The sequence below is a fragment of the Chryseobacterium sp. GQ58 genome, assembly GCF_059758895.1.
In genome coordinates, this window is record NZ_JCAXEH010000003.1 from 556,877 (window position 1) to 582,333 (window position 25,457).

22 protein-coding genes are annotated in these 25,457 nt (G+C 32.7%); 13 read left to right on the forward strand and 9 right to left on the reverse strand.

Features of this window, described 5'->3' with window-relative positions; translation table 11 throughout:
- Positions 1–86: 86 nt before the first annotated feature.
- On the reverse strand, positions 87–980 hold the full coding sequence (locus AC6CHK_RS10550) for an SMP-30/gluconolactonase/LRE family protein (protein ID WP_498095872.1): 894 nt from the start codon (positions 978–980) through the stop codon (positions 87–89).
- 83 nt (positions 981–1,063) lie between these two features.
- Between AC6CHK_RS10550 and AC6CHK_RS10555 the strand changes: the two genes are divergently transcribed.
- A complete protein-coding gene (locus tag AC6CHK_RS10555) occupies positions 1,064–1,408 on the forward strand; it encodes a MerR family transcriptional regulator (protein ID WP_498095874.1) in 345 nt (114 codons plus the stop codon).
- Positions 1,409–1,643: 235 nt separating this feature from the next.
- Entirely contained in the window at positions 1,644–2,948 is a 1,305-nt protein-coding gene (locus AC6CHK_RS10560; protein ID WP_498095876.1) for a helix-hairpin-helix domain-containing protein, read from the forward strand.
- Positions 2,949–3,128: 180 nt separating this feature from the next.
- Here AC6CHK_RS10560 and AC6CHK_RS10565 read toward each other — a convergent pair whose 3' ends face one another.
- Complete coding sequence (locus AC6CHK_RS10565; protein WP_498095878.1) at positions 3,129–5,243, reverse strand: type IA DNA topoisomerase; 2,115 nt, start codon at positions 5,241–5,243, stop codon at positions 3,129–3,131.
- A gap of 233 nt (positions 5,244–5,476) precedes the next feature.
- On the opposite strand from AC6CHK_RS10565, the gene AC6CHK_RS10570 reads away from it, so the two are divergent.
- The 5 genes from AC6CHK_RS10570 (at position 5,477) to AC6CHK_RS10590 (ending at position 11,088) form a co-directional block, all read left to right on the forward strand.
- Positions 5,477–5,893 carry a hypothetical protein gene (locus tag AC6CHK_RS10570; RefSeq protein ID WP_498095880.1) on the forward strand — a complete coding sequence of 139 codons (417 nt, stop codon included), beginning with the start codon at positions 5,477–5,479 and terminating at the stop codon, positions 5,891–5,893.
- A gap of 240 nt (positions 5,894–6,133) precedes the next feature.
- Positions 6,134–7,162 carry a methionine ABC transporter ATP-binding protein gene (locus AC6CHK_RS10575; RefSeq protein WP_498095882.1) on the forward strand — a complete coding sequence of 343 codons (1,029 nt, stop codon included), beginning with the start codon at positions 6,134–6,136 and terminating at the stop codon, positions 7,160–7,162.
- Complete coding sequence (gene metI / locus AC6CHK_RS10580) at positions 7,155–7,811, forward strand: methionine ABC transporter permease MetI (RefSeq protein WP_498095884.1); 657 nt, start codon at positions 7,155–7,157, stop codon at positions 7,809–7,811. The genes AC6CHK_RS10575 and metI overlap by 8 nt, the downstream gene beginning before the upstream one ends.
- 97 nt (positions 7,812–7,908) lie before the next feature.
- Complete coding sequence (gene metQ, locus AC6CHK_RS10585; RefSeq protein WP_498095886.1) at positions 7,909–8,718, forward strand: methionine ABC transporter substrate-binding lipoprotein MetQ; 810 nt, start codon at positions 7,909–7,911, stop codon at positions 8,716–8,718.
- A gap of 108 nt (positions 8,719–8,826) precedes the next feature.
- Positions 8,827–11,088, forward strand: a complete 2,262-nt coding sequence (locus tag AC6CHK_RS10590) for a glycoside hydrolase family 3 C-terminal domain-containing protein (RefSeq protein ID WP_498095888.1) — start codon at positions 8,827–8,829, stop codon at positions 11,086–11,088.
- Between the two features lie 65 nt (positions 11,089–11,153).
- Here the strand turns inward: AC6CHK_RS10590 and AC6CHK_RS10595 are convergent, their stop codons facing one another.
- Both AC6CHK_RS10595 and AC6CHK_RS10600 read right to left on the reverse strand, forming a co-directional pair.
- On the reverse strand, positions 11,154–11,414 hold the full coding sequence (locus AC6CHK_RS10595; protein ID WP_498095890.1) for a SemiSWEET transporter: 261 nt from the start codon (positions 11,412–11,414) through the stop codon (positions 11,154–11,156).
- Between the two features lie 40 nt (positions 11,415–11,454).
- Positions 11,455–11,775 (reverse strand): hypothetical protein, encoded by a 321-nt coding sequence (locus AC6CHK_RS10600; RefSeq protein WP_498095892.1) that lies wholly within the window; start codon positions 11,773–11,775, stop codon positions 11,455–11,457.
- 141 nt (positions 11,776–11,916) lie between these two features.
- Between AC6CHK_RS10600 and AC6CHK_RS10605 the strand changes: the two genes are divergently transcribed.
- Positions 11,917–12,498: a YciE/YciF ferroxidase family protein gene (locus AC6CHK_RS10605; RefSeq protein ID WP_498095894.1), complete on the forward strand. Its 582-nt coding sequence runs from the start codon at positions 11,917–11,919 to the stop codon at positions 12,496–12,498.
- Positions 12,499–12,677: 179 nt separating this feature from the next.
- Here AC6CHK_RS10605 and AC6CHK_RS10610 read toward each other — a convergent pair whose 3' ends face one another.
- Both AC6CHK_RS10610 and AC6CHK_RS10615 read right to left on the reverse strand, forming a co-directional pair.
- Positions 12,678–14,189 (reverse strand): carbon-nitrogen hydrolase family protein, encoded by a 1,512-nt coding sequence (locus AC6CHK_RS10610; RefSeq protein ID WP_498095896.1) that lies wholly within the window; start codon positions 14,187–14,189, stop codon positions 12,678–12,680.
- A gap of 411 nt (positions 14,190–14,600) precedes the next feature.
- Positions 14,601–16,316, reverse strand: a complete 1,716-nt coding sequence (locus AC6CHK_RS10615) for a helix-turn-helix domain-containing protein (protein ID WP_498095898.1) — start codon at positions 16,314–16,316, stop codon at positions 14,601–14,603.
- Positions 16,317–16,536: 220 nt separating this feature from the next.
- Between AC6CHK_RS10615 and AC6CHK_RS10620 the strand changes: the two genes are divergently transcribed.
- Positions 16,537–16,788: a hypothetical protein gene (locus AC6CHK_RS10620; RefSeq protein WP_498095900.1), complete on the forward strand. Its 252-nt coding sequence runs from the start codon at positions 16,537–16,539 to the stop codon at positions 16,786–16,788.
- Positions 16,789–16,956: 168 nt separating this feature from the next.
- On the opposite strand, the gene AC6CHK_RS10625 is transcribed toward AC6CHK_RS10620, so the two are convergent.
- From AC6CHK_RS10625 to AC6CHK_RS10635, 3 genes are all read right to left on the reverse strand, one after another.
- Positions 16,957–18,666, reverse strand: a complete 1,710-nt coding sequence (locus AC6CHK_RS10625; protein ID WP_498095902.1) for a S8 family peptidase — start codon at positions 18,664–18,666, stop codon at positions 16,957–16,959.
- Positions 18,651–19,034, reverse strand: a complete 384-nt coding sequence (locus AC6CHK_RS10630) for a hypothetical protein (RefSeq protein ID WP_498095904.1) — start codon at positions 19,032–19,034, stop codon at positions 18,651–18,653. Before AC6CHK_RS10630 ends, AC6CHK_RS10625 begins: the two co-directional genes overlap by 16 nt.
- A gap of 292 nt (positions 19,035–19,326) precedes the next feature.
- On the reverse strand, positions 19,327–21,198 hold the full coding sequence (locus tag AC6CHK_RS10635) for a S8 family peptidase (protein WP_498095906.1): 1,872 nt from the start codon (positions 21,196–21,198) through the stop codon (positions 19,327–19,329).
- A 1,329-nt stretch (positions 21,199–22,527) separates the two neighbouring features.
- Between AC6CHK_RS10635 and AC6CHK_RS10640 the strand changes: the two genes are divergently transcribed.
- From AC6CHK_RS10640 to AC6CHK_RS10655, 4 genes are read left to right on the forward strand one after another with little or no spacing between them, the layout of a single operon-like run.
- Complete coding sequence (locus AC6CHK_RS10640; protein WP_498095907.1) at positions 22,528–22,893, forward strand: hypothetical protein; 366 nt, start codon at positions 22,528–22,530, stop codon at positions 22,891–22,893.
- Positions 22,886–24,184, forward strand: coding sequence for a nucleoside 2-deoxyribosyltransferase (locus tag AC6CHK_RS10645; RefSeq protein ID WP_498095909.1), 1,299 nt, complete (start codon positions 22,886–22,888; stop codon positions 24,182–24,184). The genes AC6CHK_RS10640 and AC6CHK_RS10645 overlap by 8 nt, the downstream gene beginning before the upstream one ends.
- On the forward strand, positions 24,181–24,807 hold the full coding sequence (locus AC6CHK_RS10650; protein WP_498095911.1) for a 7-cyano-7-deazaguanine synthase: 627 nt from the start codon (positions 24,181–24,183) through the stop codon (positions 24,805–24,807). The genes AC6CHK_RS10645 and AC6CHK_RS10650 overlap by 4 nt, the downstream gene beginning before the upstream one ends.
- Positions 24,804–25,445, forward strand: coding sequence for a DUF8548 family protein (locus tag AC6CHK_RS10655; RefSeq protein ID WP_498095913.1), 642 nt, complete (start codon positions 24,804–24,806; stop codon positions 25,443–25,445). Before AC6CHK_RS10650 ends, AC6CHK_RS10655 begins: the two co-directional genes overlap by 4 nt.
- Positions 25,446–25,457 lie beyond the last annotated feature (12 nt).

Below are 25,457 nucleotides of genomic sequence, written 5' to 3' on the forward strand. Positions count from 1 at the left end.
TAGTTATTAAGAATATTAAGTTTAGCTTGCTTTTAAGTTTACTTAATGAATCTCAAACTCTAAAATTTCTTAATGGTTTAAAAATATTATTTCAAGCCTTTTGTTTTTGTCGGCAAAGTATACACTGATTTTGAAGCGGTAATAAACAGAACATCATTATTTTCGCCTCCAAAAGTTACATTTCCTGTCCAGTCTTCAGGGATTTTGATATGATGAATTTTTTCACCTTTTTTATTAAAAACTGTAACGCCATCACCCGTCAAATATAGATTTTCTTCCTTGTCGAGCGTCATTCCGTCTGAGCCCATTTCGCAGAATAATTTCTTTTCAGACAATTTTCCTTCACCCAAAATATCATAAACATAGGTTTTTCCGGCATCAATATCGGAAACAAAAAGTTTTTTCAGTTTTGTATTTCCAATAATTCCGTTTGGTTGCGTGAAAGTCTCCAACTTTGAAATTTTGCCTTCTTTGTTTCGGTAATACAAATTTTTTTCAGGAATTTCAACTTTAAAATTTTCCCAATAATCTCTTTCATATAAAGGATCTGTAAAATAAATTCCGCCACTTTCGTCCAGCCAAAGATCGTTTGGGCCGTTTAGTCTTTTTCCTTCAAAACCTTTTGATAAAACTTCTACAGATTTATCTTTCGCAATTTTCCAGATTTCACCTTCGTTGTCCGAACATGTAATCAAATTATCATTTTCATCGAAATAAGTTCCGTTGGCACGACCGGTTTTATCGAGAAATTCTATGATTTTGTTGGTTTTCCAATCCCAATAATAAATTTTATCATTTGGCTGATCGGTAAAATAAACATTTCCGTTTTTATCAGTCGCCGGTCCTTCGGTAAAAGCAAACTGATCAGAAACTAATGTGGGTTCTGCATTTTCAAAAAACATATGATTATAATTTACTGGTTTGCAACTTTGTATTACCAAAACCAAACCAATAAGGCAAAAACTCCATGTATTTTTCATTCTTCTAAATTTAAAGCCGACAATTTACGATTTGCGAAGTAGTTTAAAAAATATTTATCTTTGAATTTTCAGGATCAGATATAATGAAGACAAATTTACCCGACAAACTGTATTATTCGATAGGAGAAGTTGCCAAAGCTTTCGACGTAAACGCTTCATTGATAAGATATTGGGAACAGGAATTCCCGATCATCAAGCCTAAAAAAAACAAAAAAGGAAACCGCTATTTTACACCTGAAGATATCAAAAACTTGAAGATCATTTATCATTTGGTGAAGGAAAAAGGCTATACTTTGGACGGTGCCCGAATTGCTCTGACAACAAATTCCAAAATTTCTGAAACAATATCAATCATCGACCGACTCGAATTTGTGAAAGTTGAATTGCTGAAACTGAAAGATTCTTTAGTTGAAAAAGATTCTGAATAAATTTCAAATTTCAATGGAAAAAATGAAACAAAAATATCTGCTTCTATTAATTACCATCACATTATCCTTATTAATAATTGCTTTCATCTTTGAAGTAAATATTTTTGTAATTTGTGCATTAATCGGTAACTTACTTTTATCCGTTACCCAATTTCTTCTTAGCAAAAAAAGAGTAAAATAAAAATTATTTCTTAATTATATATTTTATAGTTAAAATTATTTTTAATTTTACGGAATGATGAAGAAAAATTACTATCAAAAAATAGCATTTCTTGGAATGCTGTTGCTTGTATTGTTTGCATTCAAAAAGTATTCTAATAAAAATGAAACGCAATTTCCTGAAGTAAAATTTATTTCTGAAAGCTTTTCAACAGAAATTCTGACAGATTTTGATCCCAATATTCTGGATGAAAATCAATGGAAAAAGCTGGGCTTTACAGACAAGCAGGTTGCCACAATTCTGAATTATAAAAAAATTATCGGCGGAAAATTCATCTCAAAAGAACAGTTTAAAAAATGTTTCGCGGTTTCCGAAGAAAAGTTTGCGCAGCTTCAGGAATATATTCTGCTTCCGGAAAACAATAAAGAAGCAAAAAACAATCATTTTAAAAGTTTTGAGAATAAATCTTTAACAATTTCAAGGAAATTCAATCCTGATCAACTTTCACAAAACGATTGGGAAAAAATAGGTTTTAGCGAAAAACAAGCCGCTGCAATTTTAAAGTATAAAAATTTTCTGGGCGGAAGTTTTGTAAGCAAAGAAAAATTCAAAGAATGTTTTATTATTAACGAGGAAAACTACAAGCAACTGGCGCCGTATATAATATTACCTGCAAAAACTCCGGAAAATTTCAGTAGCTACGCCGGAAAATCAAAGCCTTTTAAAACGAAAATACAACAAACATCTTTCGATCCGAATATTTTAGATTTTGAAGGTTGGAAAGCTTTAGGATTTACAGAAAAACAGGCAAATGTGATCGTTAATTATCGTGACAGAAACTTAAAAGGGAGCTTCAAAACTTTAGAAGACATCCAAAATTGCTTTGTGATTTCTGCTGAAAAATTTGCAGAACTGAAACCTTACATCAAGCTAAACGCTGCAACAATAGCAAAAAAAGCTGATTCTAAAAAAGCTGAATTTAAACATGAAAAAACTGATTTTTCTAAAACAGATATGAATTCAATTACTTTTAAGCAACTTTTGGAATTTGGTTTGGATGAAAAAAGTGCAGGTTCAATGATTGGCTTCAGGAAAAAACTTGGGGGTTTTATGACCAAAGAACAGATTCTTGAAACGTACAATATTGATAAAGAACTGGTTCAGAAATTACTAAATATTGCTCCGCTTGACAATGCGAAAATTGAAAGATATACTTTGGTTGACGCTCCTGAAGAGTGGCTGAAAAATCATCCATATTTCAAATATTCTGCTGATAAAATTATTTATTTCAGAATCAGTAATCCTGATGACAAAAAAATCTGGAAATTCCTAAAAACGAAGCCTGAATATGAAGCGAGAATGAGATTGTATCTGAAATAGTTGATGGTTGATAGTTGATAGTTGATGGTTGATAAAATACTTAAAATTTTACCATTAAGTTTTTTTAAGATTTTTAGAATATTAAGGTTAAGCTTCGCTTTAAGCATATTGCTAAAAATCCGTGGATTTTCTTAATTTACTTATTAACTAAATTATCTTAATGGTTTAAAAATAATTTAATTAGTTTAGGGTTATCATAAATTCGGGAGAGAGTGAAATAATTCCTTCCGTTAAACTTTCCGGATGCGTGGCGAAGCCTTTTAATTTTGACGTTTTTCCTTTTAAAACTAAATCTAAAAGCTGTTTCTCAGACAATTTTTTACCGAATATTTCAAACGGAATCTTAAAACTACAGTTTTTGTAATCTGAACAGCCGACTGCGGTTTTACCTTTTATCAAAGCTCGGCTTTTGCATTTTGGGCATTCGGTTTCTTCCCAGGTTTGTAATACTTTTTTAGGAATTGGCTCGCTTTTCTTTTTTTCTTTTACTTCGCTTTCGTCATGAATTGTGAAAACTTTTGCTTTTCCGTCGATCACTTTTTTGGTGAGTTCGGTTACCATTTGTATCAATTCGTCTTTGAACTGATTGGCTTCGTATTCACCACTTTCAATTTTCCGGAGTTTTAGTTCCCATTCGCCGGTTAATTCAGGACTTTTCAGCAATTCGTCTTCAATTGTATCAATCAGCTGAATTCCTGTTTGTGTGGCGATCAGATTTTTCCTTTTCTTTTCAATATATTTTCTTTTAAAAAGCGTTTCGATGATGTTTGCTCGAGTTGACGGTCTTCCGATTCCGTTATTTTTCAGCATTTCACGAAGCTCTTCATCATCCACCTGTTTTCCGGCAGTTTCCATCGCACGAAGCAATGTTGCTTCTGTGTAAGGTTTTGGCGGAGAGGTTTTTCCCTGATGAATCATTGGTTCATGAGGCCCGGTTTCTCCGACTTTAAATTCAGGAATGGTTTGTTCCTCGTCTTTTTCTTTTTCTGAAGGCTCGTCTTTTGCGTCTTTTGCATAAACGGCTCTCCAGCCCGGCTCAAGAATCTGCTTTCCGCTTGTTTTGAAAGGAATTGTTCCTACTTTAGCTTCCACCAAAGTATTTGAGATTTTACATTCGGGATAAAAAACGGAAATAAAACGTTTTGCAATCAAATCATAAATCAACTTTTCTTCCCTGCTGAGATTTTGCGTTGGCGGAATTTCTGTCGGAATGATAGCATGGTGATCCGTTACTTTTGTATCATCAAAAACCGCTTTCGACTTCGGAATCGGCTCTTGCAACAAAGGAGCAACCAATTCCTGATAAAATGTCATTTTTCTTAGAATCCCATCAATTTTTGGGTAAAGACTTTCGGATAAATAGGTTGTATCAACACGCGGATAAGTCACGTGTTTTTTCTCATAAAGACTTTGAATATATTTCAACGTGCTGTCTGCAGAATAACCGTATTTTTTGTTGGCTTCGACCTGAAGTCCTGTCAGATCAAAAAGTCTCGGATTTTTTTCCTTTCCTTCCTTAATTTCAAATGATACGATCTCAAAAGGATTTACTTTCAGATATTCCAAACCTTTTTCTGCACGATCTAATGTTTTTAATCGATCAATTGCTGCGTTGAAAATTACGTCACGGTATTTGGTTTTCAGTTCCCAATATTCTTCTGTGGTGAAAGCATCAATCTCTTTCTGACGCTGAACCAACATCGCCAAAGTCGGAGTTTGCACTCTTCCAATGGACAAAACAGCTTTATTCCCGCCAAATTTCTTGGTAAAAAGTCGTGTTGCATTGATTCCCAGCAGCCAGTCTCCTATTGCTCTAGCATTTCCTGCGAGATATAAGTTTTTGTAATCTTCGGCCGGTTTCAATTTTTCAAAACCTTCTTTTATTGCTTCTTCAGTCAATGAAGAAATCCAGAGTCGCTGCACGGGTTTGTCGCATTTTGCTTTCTGTAAAACCCAACGTTGTATCAATTCACCTTCCTGTCCCGCATCCCCGCAATTGATGACTTCATCACATTCTGCAACTAATCTTTCAATGACTTTAAACTGGTTTTCAACTCCTTTGTTTGGAATTAATTTGATTCCGAAGTTTTTTGGAATAATTGGCAACAAAAACAAATTCCAGGATTTGTATTGCGGACCATAATCGTGTGGTTCTTTGAGGGTACAAAGATGTCCGAAAGTCCATGTCACGCAATAGCCATTACCTTCCATATAGCCTTGTTTGGGCATCGTTGCACCCAATACTTTGGCGATATCTCTGGCAACACTGGGTTTTTCGGCAATACAAAGTTTCATGAATTCGGAATTATTGAAGGGCTACAAAATTCGGGATTTTTTTTGACTTTATCGGCCGGTGCTATAGAAAAGATTTTGGCAGTTTTCCGTTTACTATTACTTATAATGTTGTTGCCAAAGCTTACTTTAGAATCGCCATCGCTAATAATGAAGAAGCGGATGCTCATATTATATTTGCGGGTGCTTGTTTTATACTATCAGTTAATAATTCTATAGAAGCGGATGCTTGTATTATGAATGCAGATGCTCATATTATATTATTAGTCGCCTATATTAAAAAAGCGGGTGCTTACATTATACTATCAGTTACTAGTTCTATAAAAGTTGACGCTCATATTATGATTGCAGATGCTCATATTATATTTTCTGCTGACTGTTTTATAAAAGCGGATGCTTATATTATACTTGCAAGTGCTTATTTTATAAATGCTGGCGCTAATATTATAATATCAGTTGCTAATTATATAAAAGTGGACGCTTATATTACGATTGCAGATGCTGATATTATAAATGCGGGTCCTCATATTATATTCTTTGATGTTTGTTTTACAGAAGATGTTGAGAATTATATCTTTAATAACAATTTATTAATTACTAAAAACCAAATACTTAACAATTATTTACTATTCAGATTTAAAAAAGTCCACTAAATAAGTAGACTAATAAAAATATATGTTTTATATTTGCATCCGTAATCAGGTTTGGAAATGATAATGAAAACAAAATTCAGATACAATTCAATGAAGAAGATGAGCATCAATCATGTGATGATGTATTGCTGTATGCCTTTGTATGTGAATTTTAGTGGCTGACCTTACTCTTATTATGACATATTTTTAAAGGCTTTACCACGTTGTAAAGCCTTTTTTATTTAACAACGAATCAGGAAAATGATAGAAATTAAAAACATTTCAAAAACATTTTATCAAAAAAAGCAATCTTTTAAGGCTTTGGATGATGTAAGTCTGACCATTCAAAAAGGCGATATTGTAGGAATCATCGGATTTTCCGGAGCAGGAAAGAGCACTTTGATCCGAACCGTGAATTTATTGGAAAGGCCAGACAATGGGCAAATCATCATCAACGGAACGGATTTTACTCAATTAAGTTCAAAACAATTGGCGAAAGAACGCAAAAAAATAGGGATGATCTTTCAGCATTTTAATCTGCTTTCTTCAAGAACTGTTTTTGAAAATATTGCACTTCCATTGGAACTCGATAAAATCAGCAAAGATAAAATCCGTGAAAAAGTAAACGAATTGCTGAAAATTGTAGGTCTCGAAGACAAAGCAAATGACTATCCTAAAAGCCTTTCGGGCGGACAAAAACAAAGAGTAGCCATTGCAAGGGCTTTAGCCAATGACCCATATCTTCTGCTTTGTGATGAGGCTACAAGTGCGCTCGATCCTGCAACGACACAGTCGATTTTGGAGTTGTTAAGAGATATTAATCAACGCCTGGGAATCACAATCTTGCTGATTACCCACGAAATGGAAGTTATCAAAGCGATCTGTAATCACGTTTCAGTAATCGATAAAGGCAAACTCATCATCAAGGGAACTTTACAGGAAATCATCTCAAACAGAGAACATCCCATCATCAAACAATTTATAAACTCAGGAAATATGACAATTCCGAAAGAATTCAGCAAAACATTTCAAAAAGAACCACAAGATGGTTTATTTCCATTGGTTGAGATAGAACTCAACGAACAGATCAGCGTTGAAAAATTGCTTTCAAAGATCTATGACGAATATAAAATTCCGTATCAATTACTGAAAGCCGATGTAGAATATCTGGGAAGCTCAAACTTTGGAACTCTTCTGATTCATCTGAAAGGAAAAACGGAAGAAAACCAAAAAGCAATCTATTATTTTAATCAGAATAAAATTCATAATACATTGAGAGGTTATGCTTAGCGAAACAACAATTTTACTTTTGTCTAAAGGACTTTGGGAAACAATTTTTATGACTTTTGCATCAGGATTTTTCGGGTTTGCATTGGGTTTGCCTGTCGGAATTTTATTATTTCTGACAAAAAAAGGCCAGCTTTTGGAAAATGTTTTATATAACAGGGTATTGTCAATTTTGGTTAATATTTTCAGATCCATTCCTTTTATTATTCTGATTGTCTGGATGATTCCATTTACGAGATCTTTGGTAGGAACTTCGATTGGTGTGAATGCGGCGCTAGTTCCTTTAAGTATTGGCGCTGCTCCTTTTATCGCAAGATTAGTTGAAAACAGTCTTCTTGAAATCCCGCAAGGTTTGATTGAAACCGCAAGAGCTTTGGGCGCTACTCCATTTCAGATCATCAAAAAAGTTTTGCTGCCAGAAGCACTTCCATCATTGATTAATAATGCTAGCATTACGCTGATTACATTAGTCGGTTATTCCGCAATGGGTGGCGCAGTTGGTGCCGGTGGATTGGGACAAATTGGCTATCAATACGGATATATCGGTTATGACGCCGTGATTATGAATATGGTTCTCGGTTTGTTGGTGGCATTGGTTTTTATCATACAGTTTTTTGGGGATCGATTGGCGAAAAGGTTTGATCACAGGTGAGCTTGAATTTGGTTAATCGCAACTATATACCGTAAAAACTTTGCGCCTTTGCGATTATCCAACCAACAAAAAATTAATTAAAATAAAATAATTTACAATGAAAAAAATAAAGATTTTAGGTTTCGCAGCAACAGTTTTGCTATTATTCACTGCATGTAATTCGCCAAAAAAAGATGATCCGAATTATATCAAAGTCGGAATCACTTCAGGACCTGAACAGGAAATTGCCGAAGCAGCTAAAAAAGTAGCCAAAGAAAAATACAATCTTGAAGTTGAATTGATCTCTTTCAATGATTATGTCATTCCGAATGAAGCTCTGAACAATGGTGATATTGATGCCAATGCTTTTCAACACGTTCCTTATTTAACAGAACAATCTAAACAGCGAGGCTATAAATTGGCAGTCATTGGAAATACTTTTGTCTACCCTATTATTGCTTATTCTAAAAAGATTAAAAATATTTCTCAGCTTCAAAACGGAAGCACAATTGTGATACCAAACGACCCAACAAATGGCGGAAGATCGTTGCTTCTTTTACAGAAAAACGGACTTTTAAAACTAAAAGACGGAATAGGATTATTACCGAAAGTCACGGATATTACTGAAAATCCGAAACAATTGAAGATTCTGGAAATTGAAGCTCCGCAACTTCCAAGAGTTTTGGATGATAAAGAAGTTGTAATTGCCATTATCAACAATAATTTTGCTGCACAAGCCGGATTGAACGCTGATCAGTTTGGAATTTTCAAAGAAGATAAAGATTCTCCATACATGAATGTAATTGTATCAAGAGAAAATAATAAGAATGATGAAAAAGTAAAAAACTTCCTGAAAGCTTATCAATCCGAAGAAGTTGCCAAAAAAGCGGATGAGATTTTTAAAGGCGGCGCTGTGAAAGGTTTTTAATAGTTGATAGTTGATTTAATTATAACTAATTTCTAAATAAAAAATTATTATCTCAAATTGAGATAATAATTTTTTTTGTATTTTTGTTGACAATCAAAATAAAGGTTTATGCTAAAGAAAACTGCCATTGTAAGTTTATTTACTCTTATATCAATGTCTTCCATGGCTCAAAATACTCAATTACCTGTTTACCTAGATGATTCTAAACCTGTTGAACAGCGTGTACAGGATGCGCTCTCAAGAATGACGCTTGAGGAAAAAGTAGCAATGCTTCACGCACAGTCAAAATTCAGTTCACCCGGAGTTCCAAGATTGGGAATCCCTGAATTCTGGACAACAGACGGCCCGCACGGCGTACGTCCCGAAGTAATGTGGGACGAATGGAATCAGGCCGGCTGGACTAATGATTCAATTATCGCTTATCCGGCGCTTACCGCTTTATCCGCAACATGGAACAAAAAGATGTCCTGGAATTACGGCAAAGCATTAGGTGAAGAAGCCAGATACAGAAAAAAAGATATTCTTTTGGGACCGGGAGTTAATATTTACAGAACTCCGTTGAACGGAAGAAACTTTGAATACATGGGCGAAGATCCTTATTTAACTTCAAAAATGGTGGTTCCTTATATTAAAGGTGTTCAGTCAAACGGTGTGGCAACTTCTGTAAAGCATTACGCCTTGAATAATCAGGAAATGTTCCGTCATACCAGCAATGTGATCGTAGACGACAGGACTTTATACGAAATTTATCTTCCGCCCTTCAAAGCGGCGGTGACCGAAGGAGATTCATGGACGATCATGGGAGCTTATGATATGTATAAAAATCAATATGCAAGTCAGAATCAGTATCTTCTAAATGATATTTTAAAAGGCGAATGGGGCTACAAAGGTGTTGTAGTTTCAGATTGGGGTGCTGTAAATAATACCGAACAGGCAATTCACAACGGATTGGATCTGGAATTCGGAAGCTGGACCAACGGACTTTCGGCAGGTACAAAAAATGCTTACGATAATTATTATCTGGCAAAACCATATTTAGACTTAATTAAATCCGGAAAAGTAGGCACCAAAGAACTTGACGATAAAGTAACAAGGCTTCTTCATTTGGCATACAAGACCACAATGAATACGAAAAAGCCTTTTGGAAATATCGCTTCTGAAGAGCATAAAGCAATTGCCAAAGAAATTGGTGAGGAAGGAATTGTTTTATTAAAAAATCATGGAAACATTCTTCCGATTGACATTAATAAAGCCAAAAAAATCGCCGTTATCGGTGAAAACGCCATTAAAATAATGACCGTTGGCGGAGGTTCTTCTTCATTAAAAGTAAAATATGAAACTCTACCTTTAGACGGAATCAAAGCGAGATTTGGAAAACAGGCTGACGTACAATATGCAAGAGGCTACGTTGGTGATATTGGTGGAGAATACAACGGTGTGAAATCCGGTCAGGATCTGAAAGACAACCGCTCAGCAGAAGAATTGTTGAATGAATCCGTGGAACTGGCAAAGAAATCTGATTATGTAATTTTTGTTGGTGGATTGAATAAAGCTGATTTTCAAGACAGTGAAGGAAACGACAGAAAAGACTACGGATTACCATATAATCAAGACAATGTAATTGCTGCTTTGGCCAAAGCCAATAAGAATTTCGCTGTAGTTTTGGTTTCAGGAAATGCTGTTGCAATGCCGTGGATAAAAGAGGTACCTTCAGTTCTTCAGGCTTGGTATTTAGGATCTGAAGCCGGAAATTCTATTGCTTCTATTTTGGCAGGTGATGCCAATCCTTCAGGAAAACTTCCTTTTACTTTTCCTGTAAAGCTTGAAGATAATTCAGTTCACAAATTGGGCGAATATCCAGGAAATAAGGAAGAATTGGCTGCCGGAAAAGGTAAAGACCAGAAAAACCCGATCAACATTACCTACAATGAAGGAATATTTGTAGGTTACCGTTGGCATGATACAAAAAAAATAAAGCCATTATTCAGTTTTGGACACGGTTTGAGCTATACAACTTTCGAGTTTGGTAAAGCTAAAGCAGACAAAACCACAATGAATCAAGAAGATACAATCACTTTTACCGTAAATATTAAAAATACAGGTACAAAAGCGGGTGCTGAAGTTGCGCAGCTTTACATCAGTGATCCGAAATCTTCTGTTCCGCGTCCCGCTAAAGAATTAAAAGGTTTTGAAAAAGTATTTTTAAATCCCGGCGAAGAAAAAGAAGTGTCTTTCACAATTGACAAAACTGCTTTAAGCTTTTTCGATGCCGACAAGCATGAATGGGTTGCAGAACCCGGCAATTTTGAAGCATTAATCGGAAATGCTTCTGATGCCATTAAAACAAAAGTAAAATTTACTTTAAAATAGAATACAACAAAGCTTGAGAAATCCTCAAGCTTTGTTATTTTACAGTTTTAAATATTTAGTATGGATTAAGACTTTTTCCTAAATAAAATATAACAGGTCAATAAAGTTAAATTCACTAATACAGCGAATGCGTTTGACAGAATAATCGGAAGCTCGTTGCGTAAAATTCCGTACCAAACCCAAAGCGAAAGTCCGCTAATGAGCACTAAAATCATCACCCAAGAAAGGTCTTCCACATTTTTTTCCTTTATTACTTTTATCAGCTGCGGAATCATGGAAACTGAAGTTAACACACCTGCTGCAATTCCTAAGATATTTTCATCCATAATCAATATTCATTCACAATTATTAAACATCATTTGGGAATTAATGATGTCTCACTCCTCTTTGATGATATTCTACATTTTTGATATTTGAAGCATCATAATTCTTCGGCTTGTCATTTATTTTTTTATCATAATTCATATGTTGAGAATTATTCTGCTCCGACTGCAAAGTATTGAAATGCAATGGTTTTCCATTTTTGTACAATTCGCCTTCTGCAGTACGGTAAATCTGATCCTTTAGGTAAGAATTGCCGTCCGGTGCAGTGAATGTTTTGCTCTTTCTTCTTTTTCTAAGCTGGTTTAGAAGAATTAAACTTCCACCAGCCATTACTGCTAAAGCTATTTTTATCTTATTATTCATAGTGTATATTTTTATTCTTGGACTGAACAAAATGTTTGCCATTAATATTAACATCCAAATAATACTCTAAGATGTGATTCAATTGTTTTTTGGTCTCATAATTGAATTGTAATAATCATAAATCAATAAAAATATTAAATTATGGCAACCAAAACACCAACATCAAAAAAAACAGCTTCCAAAACCACTTCAAAATCAACTACAAAATCAGCAGCGAAAACGCCTGCAAAAAAAGGTGCCGCAAAAGATCTTAATGACCTGTTTGAAGATTCTCTTAAGGATATTTACTGGGCTGAAAAAGCATTAGCAAAAGCACTTCCGAAAATGGAAAAAAATGCAACCCATCCTGAACTTAAAAAGGCTATTGCGAATCATATTGAAGAAACAAAGGTGCAGGTAACCAGACTTGAAGAATGCTTTAAATCTTTAGGACTAAAACCGGAAGCCAAAAAATGTGATGCAATGCAGGGTTTGCTAGAAGAAGGAAAAAGTATAATGGAAGAAACTCAAGCCGGAGCTGTGCGTGATGCGGGAATTATTTCTGCCGTTCAGAAAGTAGAACATTACGAAATTGCCACTTACGGCAGTCTTGCTGCTTATGCAAAAGTTTTAAAAGAAAAAAAATGCTTAAGCAACCTTTTAGCTACTTTAAAAGAAGAAAAAAACTGCGATAAGCTTCTTACCAAAATCGCTGATACAGCTCTGAATAGCAAGGCAAAATAAATTTATGTTAAATTGTGACCGAAATCATATTGTGTTATGCAATAAAGTATTATCTTTATTGAAACAATAACCATAAAAGTTTTCCTTAAACACAAAAAAAACCTTTCAGCAATGAAAGGTTTTAATTTTTAAATTATTATGATTAAAAGATTAATAATTAATATATTTTATTAATCCTTTTATATTTGGGATTTAAGATTGGTTTCATACAAATCTTTTCTTCTGTCGTTGAGCACTTGAACAGAACCGTGATAATGCAGATCTTTAAGCAAATTTAAATCTACATCTACAATAAGTGTCATTTCGGTATTAGGAGTCGCTTCCCCTTTCACAGCATTAGACGGAAACGCAAAATCTGAAGGCGTAAATACAGCGGCTTGACCAAACTGAATATCCATATTATTCACACCCGGCAAATTTCCCACACATCCTGCAATCGCAACATAGCATTCATTTTCTATTGCTCTGGCAGCAGCGCAATGACGAACCCTCATGTATGCATTCTGGGTATCCGTAAGATAAGGCACAAAAAGGATCTTCATGCCCTGATCGGCCAAAATTCTTGGTAATTCTGGGAATTCTACATCATAACATATAACAAGGCCTATTTTTCCACAATCTGTATCAAAAACTCTTATTTCATTACCGCCTTTCATTCCGTAATACTTTCTTTCATTTGGTGTAATGTGAATTTTTCTGTATTCATCAATACGTCCGTCACGATGCAAAAGATAGCTTACATTATATAAGTCATTATTTTCAAAAAGAGGCATACTTCCCGAAATGATATTGACATTGTAGCTTATAGCCAAATCAGAAATTTTAGCTTTTATTTCTTCAGTAATCTTCGCAAGCTCAATCATGCTGTCTCTTTCCGAAAGATTATTAAAAGGCGCCAGCAAAGGTGTATTGAATAATTCCGGAAACAAAACAAAGTCAGATTTGTAATCGCCCATCACGTTTACAAAAAACTCAACCTGCTCGTAAAAAGCATTAATATCTTTAAAATGACGCATCTGCCACTGTACCAAACCTAAACGAATGGTACTGTCCTGCATTGTATTAGGTTTTTTACTGTAATAAATATTGTTCCATTGTAGCAAAACAGCATTTTCCCGAGATGCTTCGTCTTCAGGAAGATACTTTTTCAATACACGGATCGGTAAAAAGTTATTGGAAAGCTGAAAAGACAATACCGGATCGTAAATTTCTTTATCTCTTACTCTGCGGATGTATTCTCTTGGTGAAATCTCATGACTGTATTTATGATAATCGGGAATTCTTCCTCCTAAAATAATAGATTTAAGATTGAGCTGTTCACATAATTCTTTTCGGGCATCATAAAGCCTTCTTCCTAATCTAAGCTCACGATATTGCGGATCGACGAATATTTCAATACCATACAACACATTACCAGTTGCCGAATGTGTATTAAATGTATAATTTCCGGTAATATCACTATAAGTATGTTCGTCATCAAATTCTTCATAATTGACAACAATTGAAAGCGCAACCGCTGCTACTTTCCCGTCTACAGTGATACAAATTTGACCTGCTTCGAAAATTTTAGTAAGTTTTGTAATACTTTTTTTAGACCAGATATTTTCTGACATGTTTGGATAAGCGCGTCGCATTGCCAAAACCAATTCATCATAATCATCAATATTCAGGGTTCGTGTATCTATCTGCATAAAAATTTTATTTCATTAAAGTTATGAAAAATAATGGAAAACTAAAATAAGTTACCGTTTTTAGTGAAAATTATAGAAAAATTTAAACGCTATTAATAGCATTTCTTAATCTAAAAAAACAGACAATAAAAAAAGATATAGTAACTTGATATTCAATGTATTACACAATTTAATCAAGTGTAAAAATTTATAAATTTTAACGTAAACATTTACGAATACATCCCTAAACCTTTTGGAAGCAGCTAAATAAGTATATAAATTAGCAGTAAGAAAATTATCAAAGAATAGTTTTTCAAATAAGACAATATTCAATAACATTCATATTAGCAAAAATATTGTTTCATCACTTAGTTTCTGTAGAATACCAGAATTATCTTACGATAGTTCTGGTTTCTTTTTTTTACAAAAATATTAATGATTATTGCCTTCAAGTTCTTTTACTCTTTTCTTGATAAAATCAGCAGGCCTTATTCCGTTTTGTTCTAAAAATATATTTGAAAAACTTTGTCTGTTACTGAAACCTGAAGCCGCAGCCACATGTTCTATAGAATACTTTCTCCATTCTTTATCATGATAGATCTTTTGCGTAGCATAGTTTATTCTTAAAAAATTGATATACGAATTAAAATTGCTTCCTTTATATTCATTAATAACCTGCGATAAATAAGACGTATTTGTTTTAAAGTTATCTGCTAGTTTTTTTAGTGTAAGACCTTTTTCTAAAAATCCTTGATCTGCTTCAAATTTACTAATATCATTGAGCAGCTTTTCAACTATGTTTTTATCTAGCTTCACATTTTTGTTTACATCATACTGCAAAGGTAACTTAACCGGTTCTGTATGAGCTTCGTCTTCGATTTTTATCAATAATTTATTATATTTCTCCTGAATCTGTTTTTGTTTTCTAATACGATAATAAATAATGAAACCCAAAGCAATTATTATAGCCAAACAAATAATCAATAATATTTTACTGTACGAATTTGTCTGCTCAAGTTCTTCTTTAGTTTCCCAGAGCCTTTTGGTATCATAATCTTTATAAATGCGCGTTGACAAATATTTAAAATCAGAAGAAATTACACTGTCAACTTTTAGCAGCTGATTAGTATAAAACAAGACTTTTTCAGAATTATTACGATTTTTATAATAATCTATCAGTTCTTCATAATTATTTCTCAGCTCCGGAAGAATGAATTTGTATTCTGTAAATATGGAATCAACCTTTTTGAAATTTTCTACGCCAATTTCCTGATTTCCAAGTTTTGTATAACTTTTTCCTTTATAATAATAGACATAGGATGCCCATGTAAAATCATTAGCTTTTAATAAACCGGGCAACGCCAGATCAAAATCTCTGATCGCTTCTTTGTAGTTTTTTTCTGAAAATTCTAAAACTCCAGCATTCTTTTTAAAGTAACTACTTTCAAGAATAAAATCCTTATCATTTGGAATCGAAACCTTTGCTTTACCTAAAAGCTTTTTTACCTCATCCAACTTTCCTAATGCCTGATAGCAAATTATTGCCTGATGCAGTGAATTGAGATAACCTTTTCTATTATTAAAAATTAAATTCTCGTGAGATTCATTCTTAATTTCAGCATCAAAAAAGTCAATACATTCTTTAAATATTTGCAACGCTTCATCATAATATCCAAGATAACTTTTGACAACTCCTATATGATAAAGATTTTGATATTTTAGAAATTCGTTTTTCGAATCTTTAAGATATTCGTAAGCTTTTAAATATTCATTTAAAGCATACTGGAATTTCCTGTGATTAAAATAATATATCGCACCTTTACTTAAATAAGAGTCACCTATAAGATCATTTTTTTTTGATAACTTAGCAACTGCTATTGCGCTATCTGAATATTCTATTTTCTTATTTTCAGAAAATAAAATAGCATCTTTATACGCTTGAAAAAGCTCAGAATAATTTCTTTCAAGTTTTGCTCTGCGAATATTCTGATTGAGGTAAACAAATGCTCTTTTATCATTTTCCTCATAATTCCAATATTTTTTTCTTAACTCAGAATATGGATCCTGTGAATACAATAGCGACAGAAAAAAACAACAGAATAAGGAAATAAATCTTTTTATGATTTGATATTTTATTTTGAAAATCATAGTCAAATTTAAACAAAATCATTTATTCATACAACGATGTTTAAAAATATAATACTTAATAATCAATATTTTGATTATCAAAGGTTTAAATTGCTGTTTTTGGTAAAAATTTATAAATATTTACGGTATAATTTATAAATTGTCCCTATATAAACTTGCACAGTGTACTTTACATAGATATCTTTGTTAAAAATAAAGTCGATAACTTTAAATTTTAGAAATGATGTTACAAAAATATTTTTTAGCCGTAATGATGTTATTAAGTTTATCACTTATATCTTGCCGACAAGAAGATGATGAATTTAATACTGAAGAAAACAAAACCACAAATATTTTCGATAAGAAAATAAATGACAAGGGTGAATTTCAAAAAGAAGGTTATTCAAAACGAGATTCATTATCAAGTTTAGACGAAGAAACCGAACCAACAGATCCGCCAAAAAACGGGACTCATTGGAGACAAAAGAAATAATTATTTCAGAACCTACACCAAACATTCATTATATATAGAAAAAGGTAAAGCTATTTTAGCTTTGCCTTTTTTCTTTTGTTTAAGACTAGTTACTCGTAATATTAAAAGACTGTTTCACATTTGAAACAGTCTTTCTTTTATTTAGGGCCTCTCAAAAAAGGCGAATATCTATTCTTTAATTATCTTTTTAGTAATTACTTCATTATTTGTTTTCACCTCAATGATATAAATTCCTTTCGTTAATGACGAGAAGTCTAAACTTATCTCAGTACTATTTATAGATCCATTTTGTATTAGTTTCCCGGATAAATCATAAACATTATATGTTGACTTCGTCGGAGCCTTTAATACTTTTACATAATCTTTTGTAATTGTCGGAGCGATTATGATGCTTGAATTATTGTCAGTTTCTTCAGTTCCAAGAACCTGATTATGTCCTGTTGCTATTATAGAATATTTTTGAGGGGTAACTGCACCTGCATTATTTACCAAGCTTCCTTTATTTGAAACTTCAATTCTATATGAACGTCCCGCAACCGGAGTATCTATTACAACCTGCTCTACATTATCAACGGTATTATCACCTTTTATAGCAGTGTTTGGACTATTTACATCAAGTTTCCAGGGAAGATAAGCAATATTTGTAGTTAAATCAATAATCCTTAAGTCTATGTCATTGACTAATACAGAACTTCTATTATTGTGACCTGCTTGATATGTTGTAGGAATATTTGTGAATTCTGGGTCAATCCATGAAATAGTAACTTTTAATGGTTCGTTACCTGATGCTGTTACTTCCATTGTGTTAGCAACACCATTATTTAAAATTTCGTCATTAAAAACAACGGTATCATTAGCTTTACCTACAAGTAATTCAGCCCCTTTCTTAGCATTTATATAACCCCATCCGAACCATGCATCCGGACCAATATTTCCGGCTTCAAAAGCAGACTGCACCATCAATATTTTTGCAGAAGCAGCATTAAGTTCTTGATCTGGAAAAAGCTGGCGGTATATTTGCATCCAAAGTCCAATAACTCCCGTTACAATAGGTGCAGAATATGACGTGCCGCTACCAATTGCTATTCCCTGACTACCTGAAGTATCCTGAGCAGTACCAGCACTAGCAACATTAGTTCCTGTTGTAGAAATATCCGGTTTTATACCTCCGTCATCTCTTGGTCCTGCGCTACTGTAATCAGAATGAACTACATCAGTAGAAACCGTATATCTGTTATCATTACTTGTAATAATATCAGTTGCTCCAACAACAATTATATTTTTAGCCAATGAGCCAGGACCAATACAATCATATCCTAATCCGCAATTGTTTGGTGGCAAAACATCTGTTGCTGTAAACTGCGTAAGGTTTCCCGAAGTGTTGTAATAGTATGAGTCATTAGTGTTTCCTGTCGGGCCATCACCATAAGAATTACCTGAAGATTTTACAATTACAAAAGATGGATTTTCGTATACAATTTTATCATAATCTCTGTCGTTTGTATAGTAAGTTCCTTGTAAATCATAATGAACGCCAGCATCATAATAAGAACCACTGGACCACAGCCAAACATTAGCACCGTTATAAGCTCTTAAACTCCAACCAAAGTTTGTTCCATATGAATGATTAGATATTTTAGGTTTTGCTAATAATATTTTTTGCTCTACAGTACTTGTTGTCGTATTTCCCTGTAATGTAGTGGTTTCAAATGAATAATTATCAAAAGTAGAATTTGGAGCAATACCTTTGAAATTTATGATGCTCCCTGAACTCAACGTATATGCATAATCTTTTGACCCTATAAAACTAGTAACAGCTGTTGCATGCGAACTGTAATTACTTGTAGATGCTTCAAAATTATTTACTCGGTTAGGCAAATTATCGAAAAAAATATGCCCCTCAAAAGCACGACCGCCATCAAAAACTGTATACTTGATACCTTCTCCATTAAAAGAACCGTCAATCCGTTTATAGTACCATTTTGAAGAAAATCTGAATTTGAATTTTTTATCTGATCTAAATCATCAGCCTTATAAAAATACGGATTTCCATTTGGAGCAAAACCGGCTAAGTTTTTTCTCTGCTCTTCAATCTCTTTAAGAGCTTCAGGAGTTTTGGAAGATCCATAGTGTTTTTCTACATAAGAATTAAACTTCTTGTTGTAGTCTCTGTTCTGTTTTTCGAATTCTTTTTCAAGCGAATCATAATTTTGTGCATTTGCTAGAAAAATAGCCAGAACACTCACAAATAGTAATTGTTTTTTTATATTAATTGATTTTTTTCAATAATACTTCAATTAATAGAAAATTATCAACACAAAGCATTAATAAATGTTAATAAATTTCTACAAATCCAATTAAAAACTATTAACTTTCCACTACCTAAAACATTGGAAAACAAACAATTAATTTTAAATTATCGTTAATTTTAAATTACTTTAAATTGAGGCATTAATTACATAAAAAATCAACTCCTTTTGAGATTTGATTAATAATAAAATTTAAACCATGAATATTAAATATTCAAACAGAGAGATATTATTCTTTAATTACCTTTTTAGTAATCACTTCTTTACCAGTTTTCACTTCAATTATGTAAATTCCTTTTGTTAATGATGTGAAATTTAAACTAGTATCATCACCATTTATAGATCCACTTTGCACTACTTTTCCAGATAAATCATAAACATTATATATTGATTTTGCTGGAGCTTTTAATATTTTTACAAAATCTTTCGTAATGGTCGGTGCAATGATGACTCCACTTGATTTTATAACTTCACCAGTTGCCAAAACCTGTTCCGAATATCCTGACACAAGAATAGAATAATTTTGCGGTGCATTTGCGCCTGTACTATTTACTAAGTTACCTTTATTAGTAACCTCAATTCTATATTCTCTTCCGGCAACAGGATTATTAAAAACAACTTGCTCTACGTTGTCAACCGTATTATCGCCTTTTGAAGCAGTTACCATTGGCATATCAGCATTCAATTTCCAAGGGGAATAAACCGTATTATTTGTAACATCAATAATTCTTAAATCCAAATCATTCACCAATTTTGAATTTCTATCATTATGAACTTGATCCCAAGTTAGATTTGCGGGTACAGAAAATGCAGGATCAATCCAGGATATCGTAACTTTCAGAGGCTCAGTTCCTAGTGCTTTCACCGTTTTTTTATTAGCAGTACCGCTTGTTAATGTTTCATCATTGAAAATAATTGTATTATTCGATTTTCCAACCAATAACTCAGCTCCTTTTTTGGCATCAATATATCCCCATCCGAACCATGGATCTGGTCCGACATTTCCGGCTTCAAGAGCGGAATGTACCATCAATGTTTTTGCAGCTGCTGCATTTAGCTCTAAAGCAGGAAATAATTGACGGTAGATCTGCATCCAGAGACCTATTATACCTGTAACTACAGGAGCAGAAAAAGATGTTCCACTATTTACATCAATACTATTGCTTCCGGTAGTATCTTCATTAGTAGAAGCATAAAAAACATTCGTTCCCGTAGTAGAAATATCGGGTTTTATGCCTCCGTCATCCCTTGGCCCTGCACTACTATATTCAGAATGCACTACATCTGTGGCAGTTGTATATGTATTATTATTAGTCGCAATAATATCAGTAGCTCCTACAACAATTATGTTTTTAGCTAATGATCCGGGACCTATACAATCATCTCCAAATGCACAATTAGTTCTGGGTAAAACATCTGACGCAGCGAATAAAATAGCATTATCATTTGCGTCAATATAATATTTGTCAAACGCAGCCGTTCCTGGATGATCCGGACCATTTCCGTAGGAATTCCCTGCAGCTTTAACAATTACATAAGAAGGATTATTATAGACAATTTCATCATAATTTTGGTCATTTGAAGAGTATGTCCCCTGCAAATCATAAGAAGTATTCGGACTTGTAAAATTACCCAACCAAACCCAAACCCTTGCTCCATTAGCAGTTGAAATCTCCCATCCGGCTCTAATTCCGTATGAATGATTTGATATTTTTGGCTGTGCTATTAAAATTTTCTGAAAAATATTACTTGTATTGGCATCACCGGGTAAAGTACTTTCCAGCATAAAATAATTATCAAAAGTCGCATTTGGGGCAATACCCTTAAAATTTACATTCATTGTAGTTCCATTATTTAATGTGACTGTAGCTGGTAAATCTTTAGCACCTATAAACCCTGTCACACCAGTAGCATGAGAACTATAATTCATAGTGGTAGCTTCTCTATTTGTAATTCTATTGGGCATATTGTTAAAAAGAGTATGCCCACCAAATGCCCTGCCACCATCAAAAACTGTATATCTGATACCTTCTCCGTTGAAAGAACCAGCTAAACCGTTTATAGTGCCATTTTGAAGAGATTGAGCATTGGAGTTTTTCACCGAACCAAATCTTGTTGCTCATAAAAATAAGGTCTACCCGAAGGATCAAAGCCAGCTAAATAACTTCGTTTAGCAGCTAAATCAATATCAAGCTTTTTTGCAGTACCTGAATTTTTCGCTATATAAGCATCAAATTTTTTACTGTTTTCATTTTTTTGTTTTTCGAATTTTCTTTTTAATGCATCGTTGCTTTGCGCAATTATTAATGAAACTGCAAGAACGCTTAGAAAAAAGTAATGTTTTTTTCATAATAAATAATAATTTGTACCGCAATATAGATTTATGACAAAATTTATATCAAATTATTTTAATTAAAAAACATTAACAAATACACTTTTTATAATAAAAAAACATTAATAGAATTACTTTAACACATTAATAAACAATGCATTAAAAATAACAAACATAAACAAAACTAAGATTATTGGATTATTAAAAAGAATACAATATTAAAAACAGAATATTAATATTCATGCTAAATTTAAAACTATTTGGAAATTTGAAATTATTCCCGATACAGTATCTAAAGAAGTGTTTATTGATGGTGGTTTACATAATACGAGGTGTACAAAAGTGGTACACGATTAAGATGCTGCAACATCTTTTTTTTCTACTTTTCCGCACGAATCTCGTCACTCTAAAAACCTGTAAGCCAATATCTTATAATATTTTACGATAAATTTAAAGACAAATTTGTACTACTTCTGTACACCTCCAACCTTATAAATTCCTGTAAATTAGATAATTAACATTTCCCGAATGCGAAAGTGATAATTGATACATTTCGCCTGTACACCTCAATTTTCATGTAATTTAAGTACGAAAATAGGTTTTTTTCACGGAAATTATCCAATAGTTTTTTCTGAGTTTCGGACAAAGAAACAAATAATACAATAGTAGTATTTATTGTGATATTATTGTATTAAATAATACTATTGTATTACAAATGTGCAGAATTTTTCAAGTATGTATATTTCAAAATAAAACAAACTTGCATACAAGATATCAACGGATTTTAATTTTTGTGAACATACAGATAACAGTATAATATTTCGCTACGTACATAAATAATAGACCTTTGAAAATTTTTATACTTATAACATAATTGCGAATACACTTTATTCGGAATTGCAAAAACGTGGTATATGGTGTATAATTTTAAATTACATCTTAGAAAAGTGCCACTGTAAATCAATTCTAATTTCTAATACTTAACACTACGGAAATCCGTAAAAAATTATCATGAATATGTATTTTATTTGTATTAAAATAGATATAATTTAATATTACATCTATTTTTATTATACTTTTAACAAAAACTTATACATTATGGGAAGCACAGGTTCAGGTAATTTTACAGATTACGAAGATTTTTCGGGCACAAGTCCTAAGCAAGGAGGACTTTCTACTGATAACGACTGCGGAAAAGCATTCAGAACGGATTTAGAAGATGTCGCTACATCTGAATATTATAAATCAAATGGAAAACTACCAGACGTTAATATGTCAATAGTTATTGGATTTAATGGCTCACGAATAATCGCAATGGTTGCTGGTAAAGAGATTGGTAATCTACCTACCAAATATAACTATTTAAGAAAATGTATGTCCTACATCACATATTCAGGGATTGTATCAAATACTTCTACTTTACCAATTAATTCTGTAACAATTAACGTTTCTCCTGATGCATAGGGTTTGCTTAGTTGGGGATGTTATTGTTGATGTGACTTTAAAAAATAAACACGAAGATCTCAAAATGAGGTTTGGAGGAATTATTCATTCCGCCAGAGCTTTTTGGGCTATCGGTCACGAATTTGGATTAGGTTACATTTCTCCTACCTATCTTGATACTCGGATATTCGATTTTTCAACACATTGGAATAATCCTAAATTAATTAAGGTTGCCGATACATTAAACGCTCCTAATTTAATTTTAATTGAAGAAGCAAGAGAAGTAGGTGACCAAGGATATGAATTAATTTTAAGAGAGGAAATTGAGTATAAGTATCACGATTTTGATTTTGACAAGTTTGAAAAAGTTCTCATCACATCGGGACAATTCGATATACAGAAAATTTTAAATAAAACAGAAGGTAAACAAGTTAGCATTGAATTAGCCAATCTTGATTATCAACAACTATTAGATTTAAATTATAAATTTAATAATATATACATATCAACATCTAGTCATATTTTCAAGTCTTTTATCGAATCTCATTCGTTCACTTTTGAAGCCTTTTCTGCATTATTCAAAGATATATGCAGCATTCTAATATTTAAAGAAAATCGAGGAGGAACAAGGGTTTATAATTTTATTGAAAACAAAACATATCAAGTATCTTCTCAAACAAAACCTATCCAACATTCTGTTGGTGTGGGGGACGTATTCAATGCAATTTTTGAAGCCAGTATTTACAATGACATTCAGAAAGATTTGGCTCTTTCTTCATTTGTTGCCATGGAGTACGCAAGTACAACCTTTCCTGTAAATTTTAAAAATTCTGTTGAACAATTATTAAAAACAAACATTGATGATTTAGTAAACCTACAAGGAGTTATATTAAATTGGGAAAAGAGAAATGCCATTAACATCTACATTGCTGCACCAGATTTTGATTTTGTTGATACTAAATTGATTGATAAACTTGAGCAAAGTTTGATTTATCATAATTTTTCGCCTCGAAGACCTGTTAAAGAAAATGGGCAAATGAAAGAAGATGATACTGTGGAACAGAAAAAAGAATTTTATATTAAAGACCATGAGATTCTTAAAGACTGTAAAATAGTTATCGCTGCCCTCTTGTATAATGACCCCGGCACTCTAGTTGAAATAGGAATCGCATCCGAAAGAAAAATTCCAGTATTACTTTATGACCCATATAATATTGCAAAAAACTGCATGCTAACAAATTCTTGTAAAATTGTCACAAGCAATATGGATGAAATTATCAGCGAAGTATTCACAATTAGCTCTGATCTATGAATCTAAAAAAAGGAGTAATATTAGTTTCAGGCGGACTTGACTCTACTACATTATGTTATCTATTCATAAAAGAAAAAATAGAATTCATCCCATTGATCATTAATTATGGGCAACACTGTTTTGAAACTGAACTTGATAGGCTCAAAAATGTTCTACCAGCTCACTATGTTGATAAAATTGAAATAATTGATATCTCAGAAGTATATAAATATTCAACTTCAAAATTTATACAACCTGTAAATTTATGGGAAGAAAAAGTATCTGCAGATGATTTGTATATACCTTACCGGAATGTCCTGATTTTGACGGTTGCTGCTTCTTTCGCAAGAACGTTAGAGTTCAATTATGTTTATTCTGCGTTCATAAATAGCAACCATGCTAAAGAGATTGACTGCTCAAATGATTTTTTCAATAACCTTGAAAATCTTTTAAGTGATTATGGCTCTGTTAAAATTGAAATGCCATTCAGAAATTTTTCTAAATTTGATGTCGCAAAATTAGGTGTTGAATTGGGAGCTCCAATTGGCCGTACATTTTCTTGCCAAGCATCACCTGTTATACCATGTGGAGCGTGTCCTAATTGTGTTGATAGATTAGATGCATTAAAAAAACTAATTGAATGAGTTATAGTTTTGAAATTAATAAGTTAGTTACTTTCATTGAAAATCATACGGATTTCAATGTTATCAAGAGCAATTCTTGTTTTTATAATAATCATTTGGGTGCAATTCTTGCCGATATTATTTTACAAGCAGGTTTAAACTATAAATCTGTTGTTTTTCCTAGAGTATTACATATTTACCAAAATTATAATTCAGCCCATAATTTATCTGGCATCATCAATACCATAGAAGAAATTGGAATCGAAAATTTTCTAAATTGGAAGAATAATATTAAAATCAATAGATACTTATCCGTACTAGAATTTTTATCTGAAAATTCAATTGACACTTCCAATGAGCTAGCTGAATTTTTAACTCAATACGAGAATGCTCAAATGTTTTTATCTATCAATGGAATTGGCTATAAAACAATAGATTATTTCCTAAAACTAATGCATGTTGAAACAATAGCGGTTGATCGACATATCTTAAATTTTCTTACACAAGCAAACATTAGCTTCAATAATTATCATGGTGCAAAAGTAATTGTTGAGTACACAGCTGATATTCTAAACATTTCTCGAAGAGATATCGACTATAGTATATGGCATTATATGTCAGAAAAACAAACTCAGATGTCATTTACTTTTGAATATTAATACAAACGCATT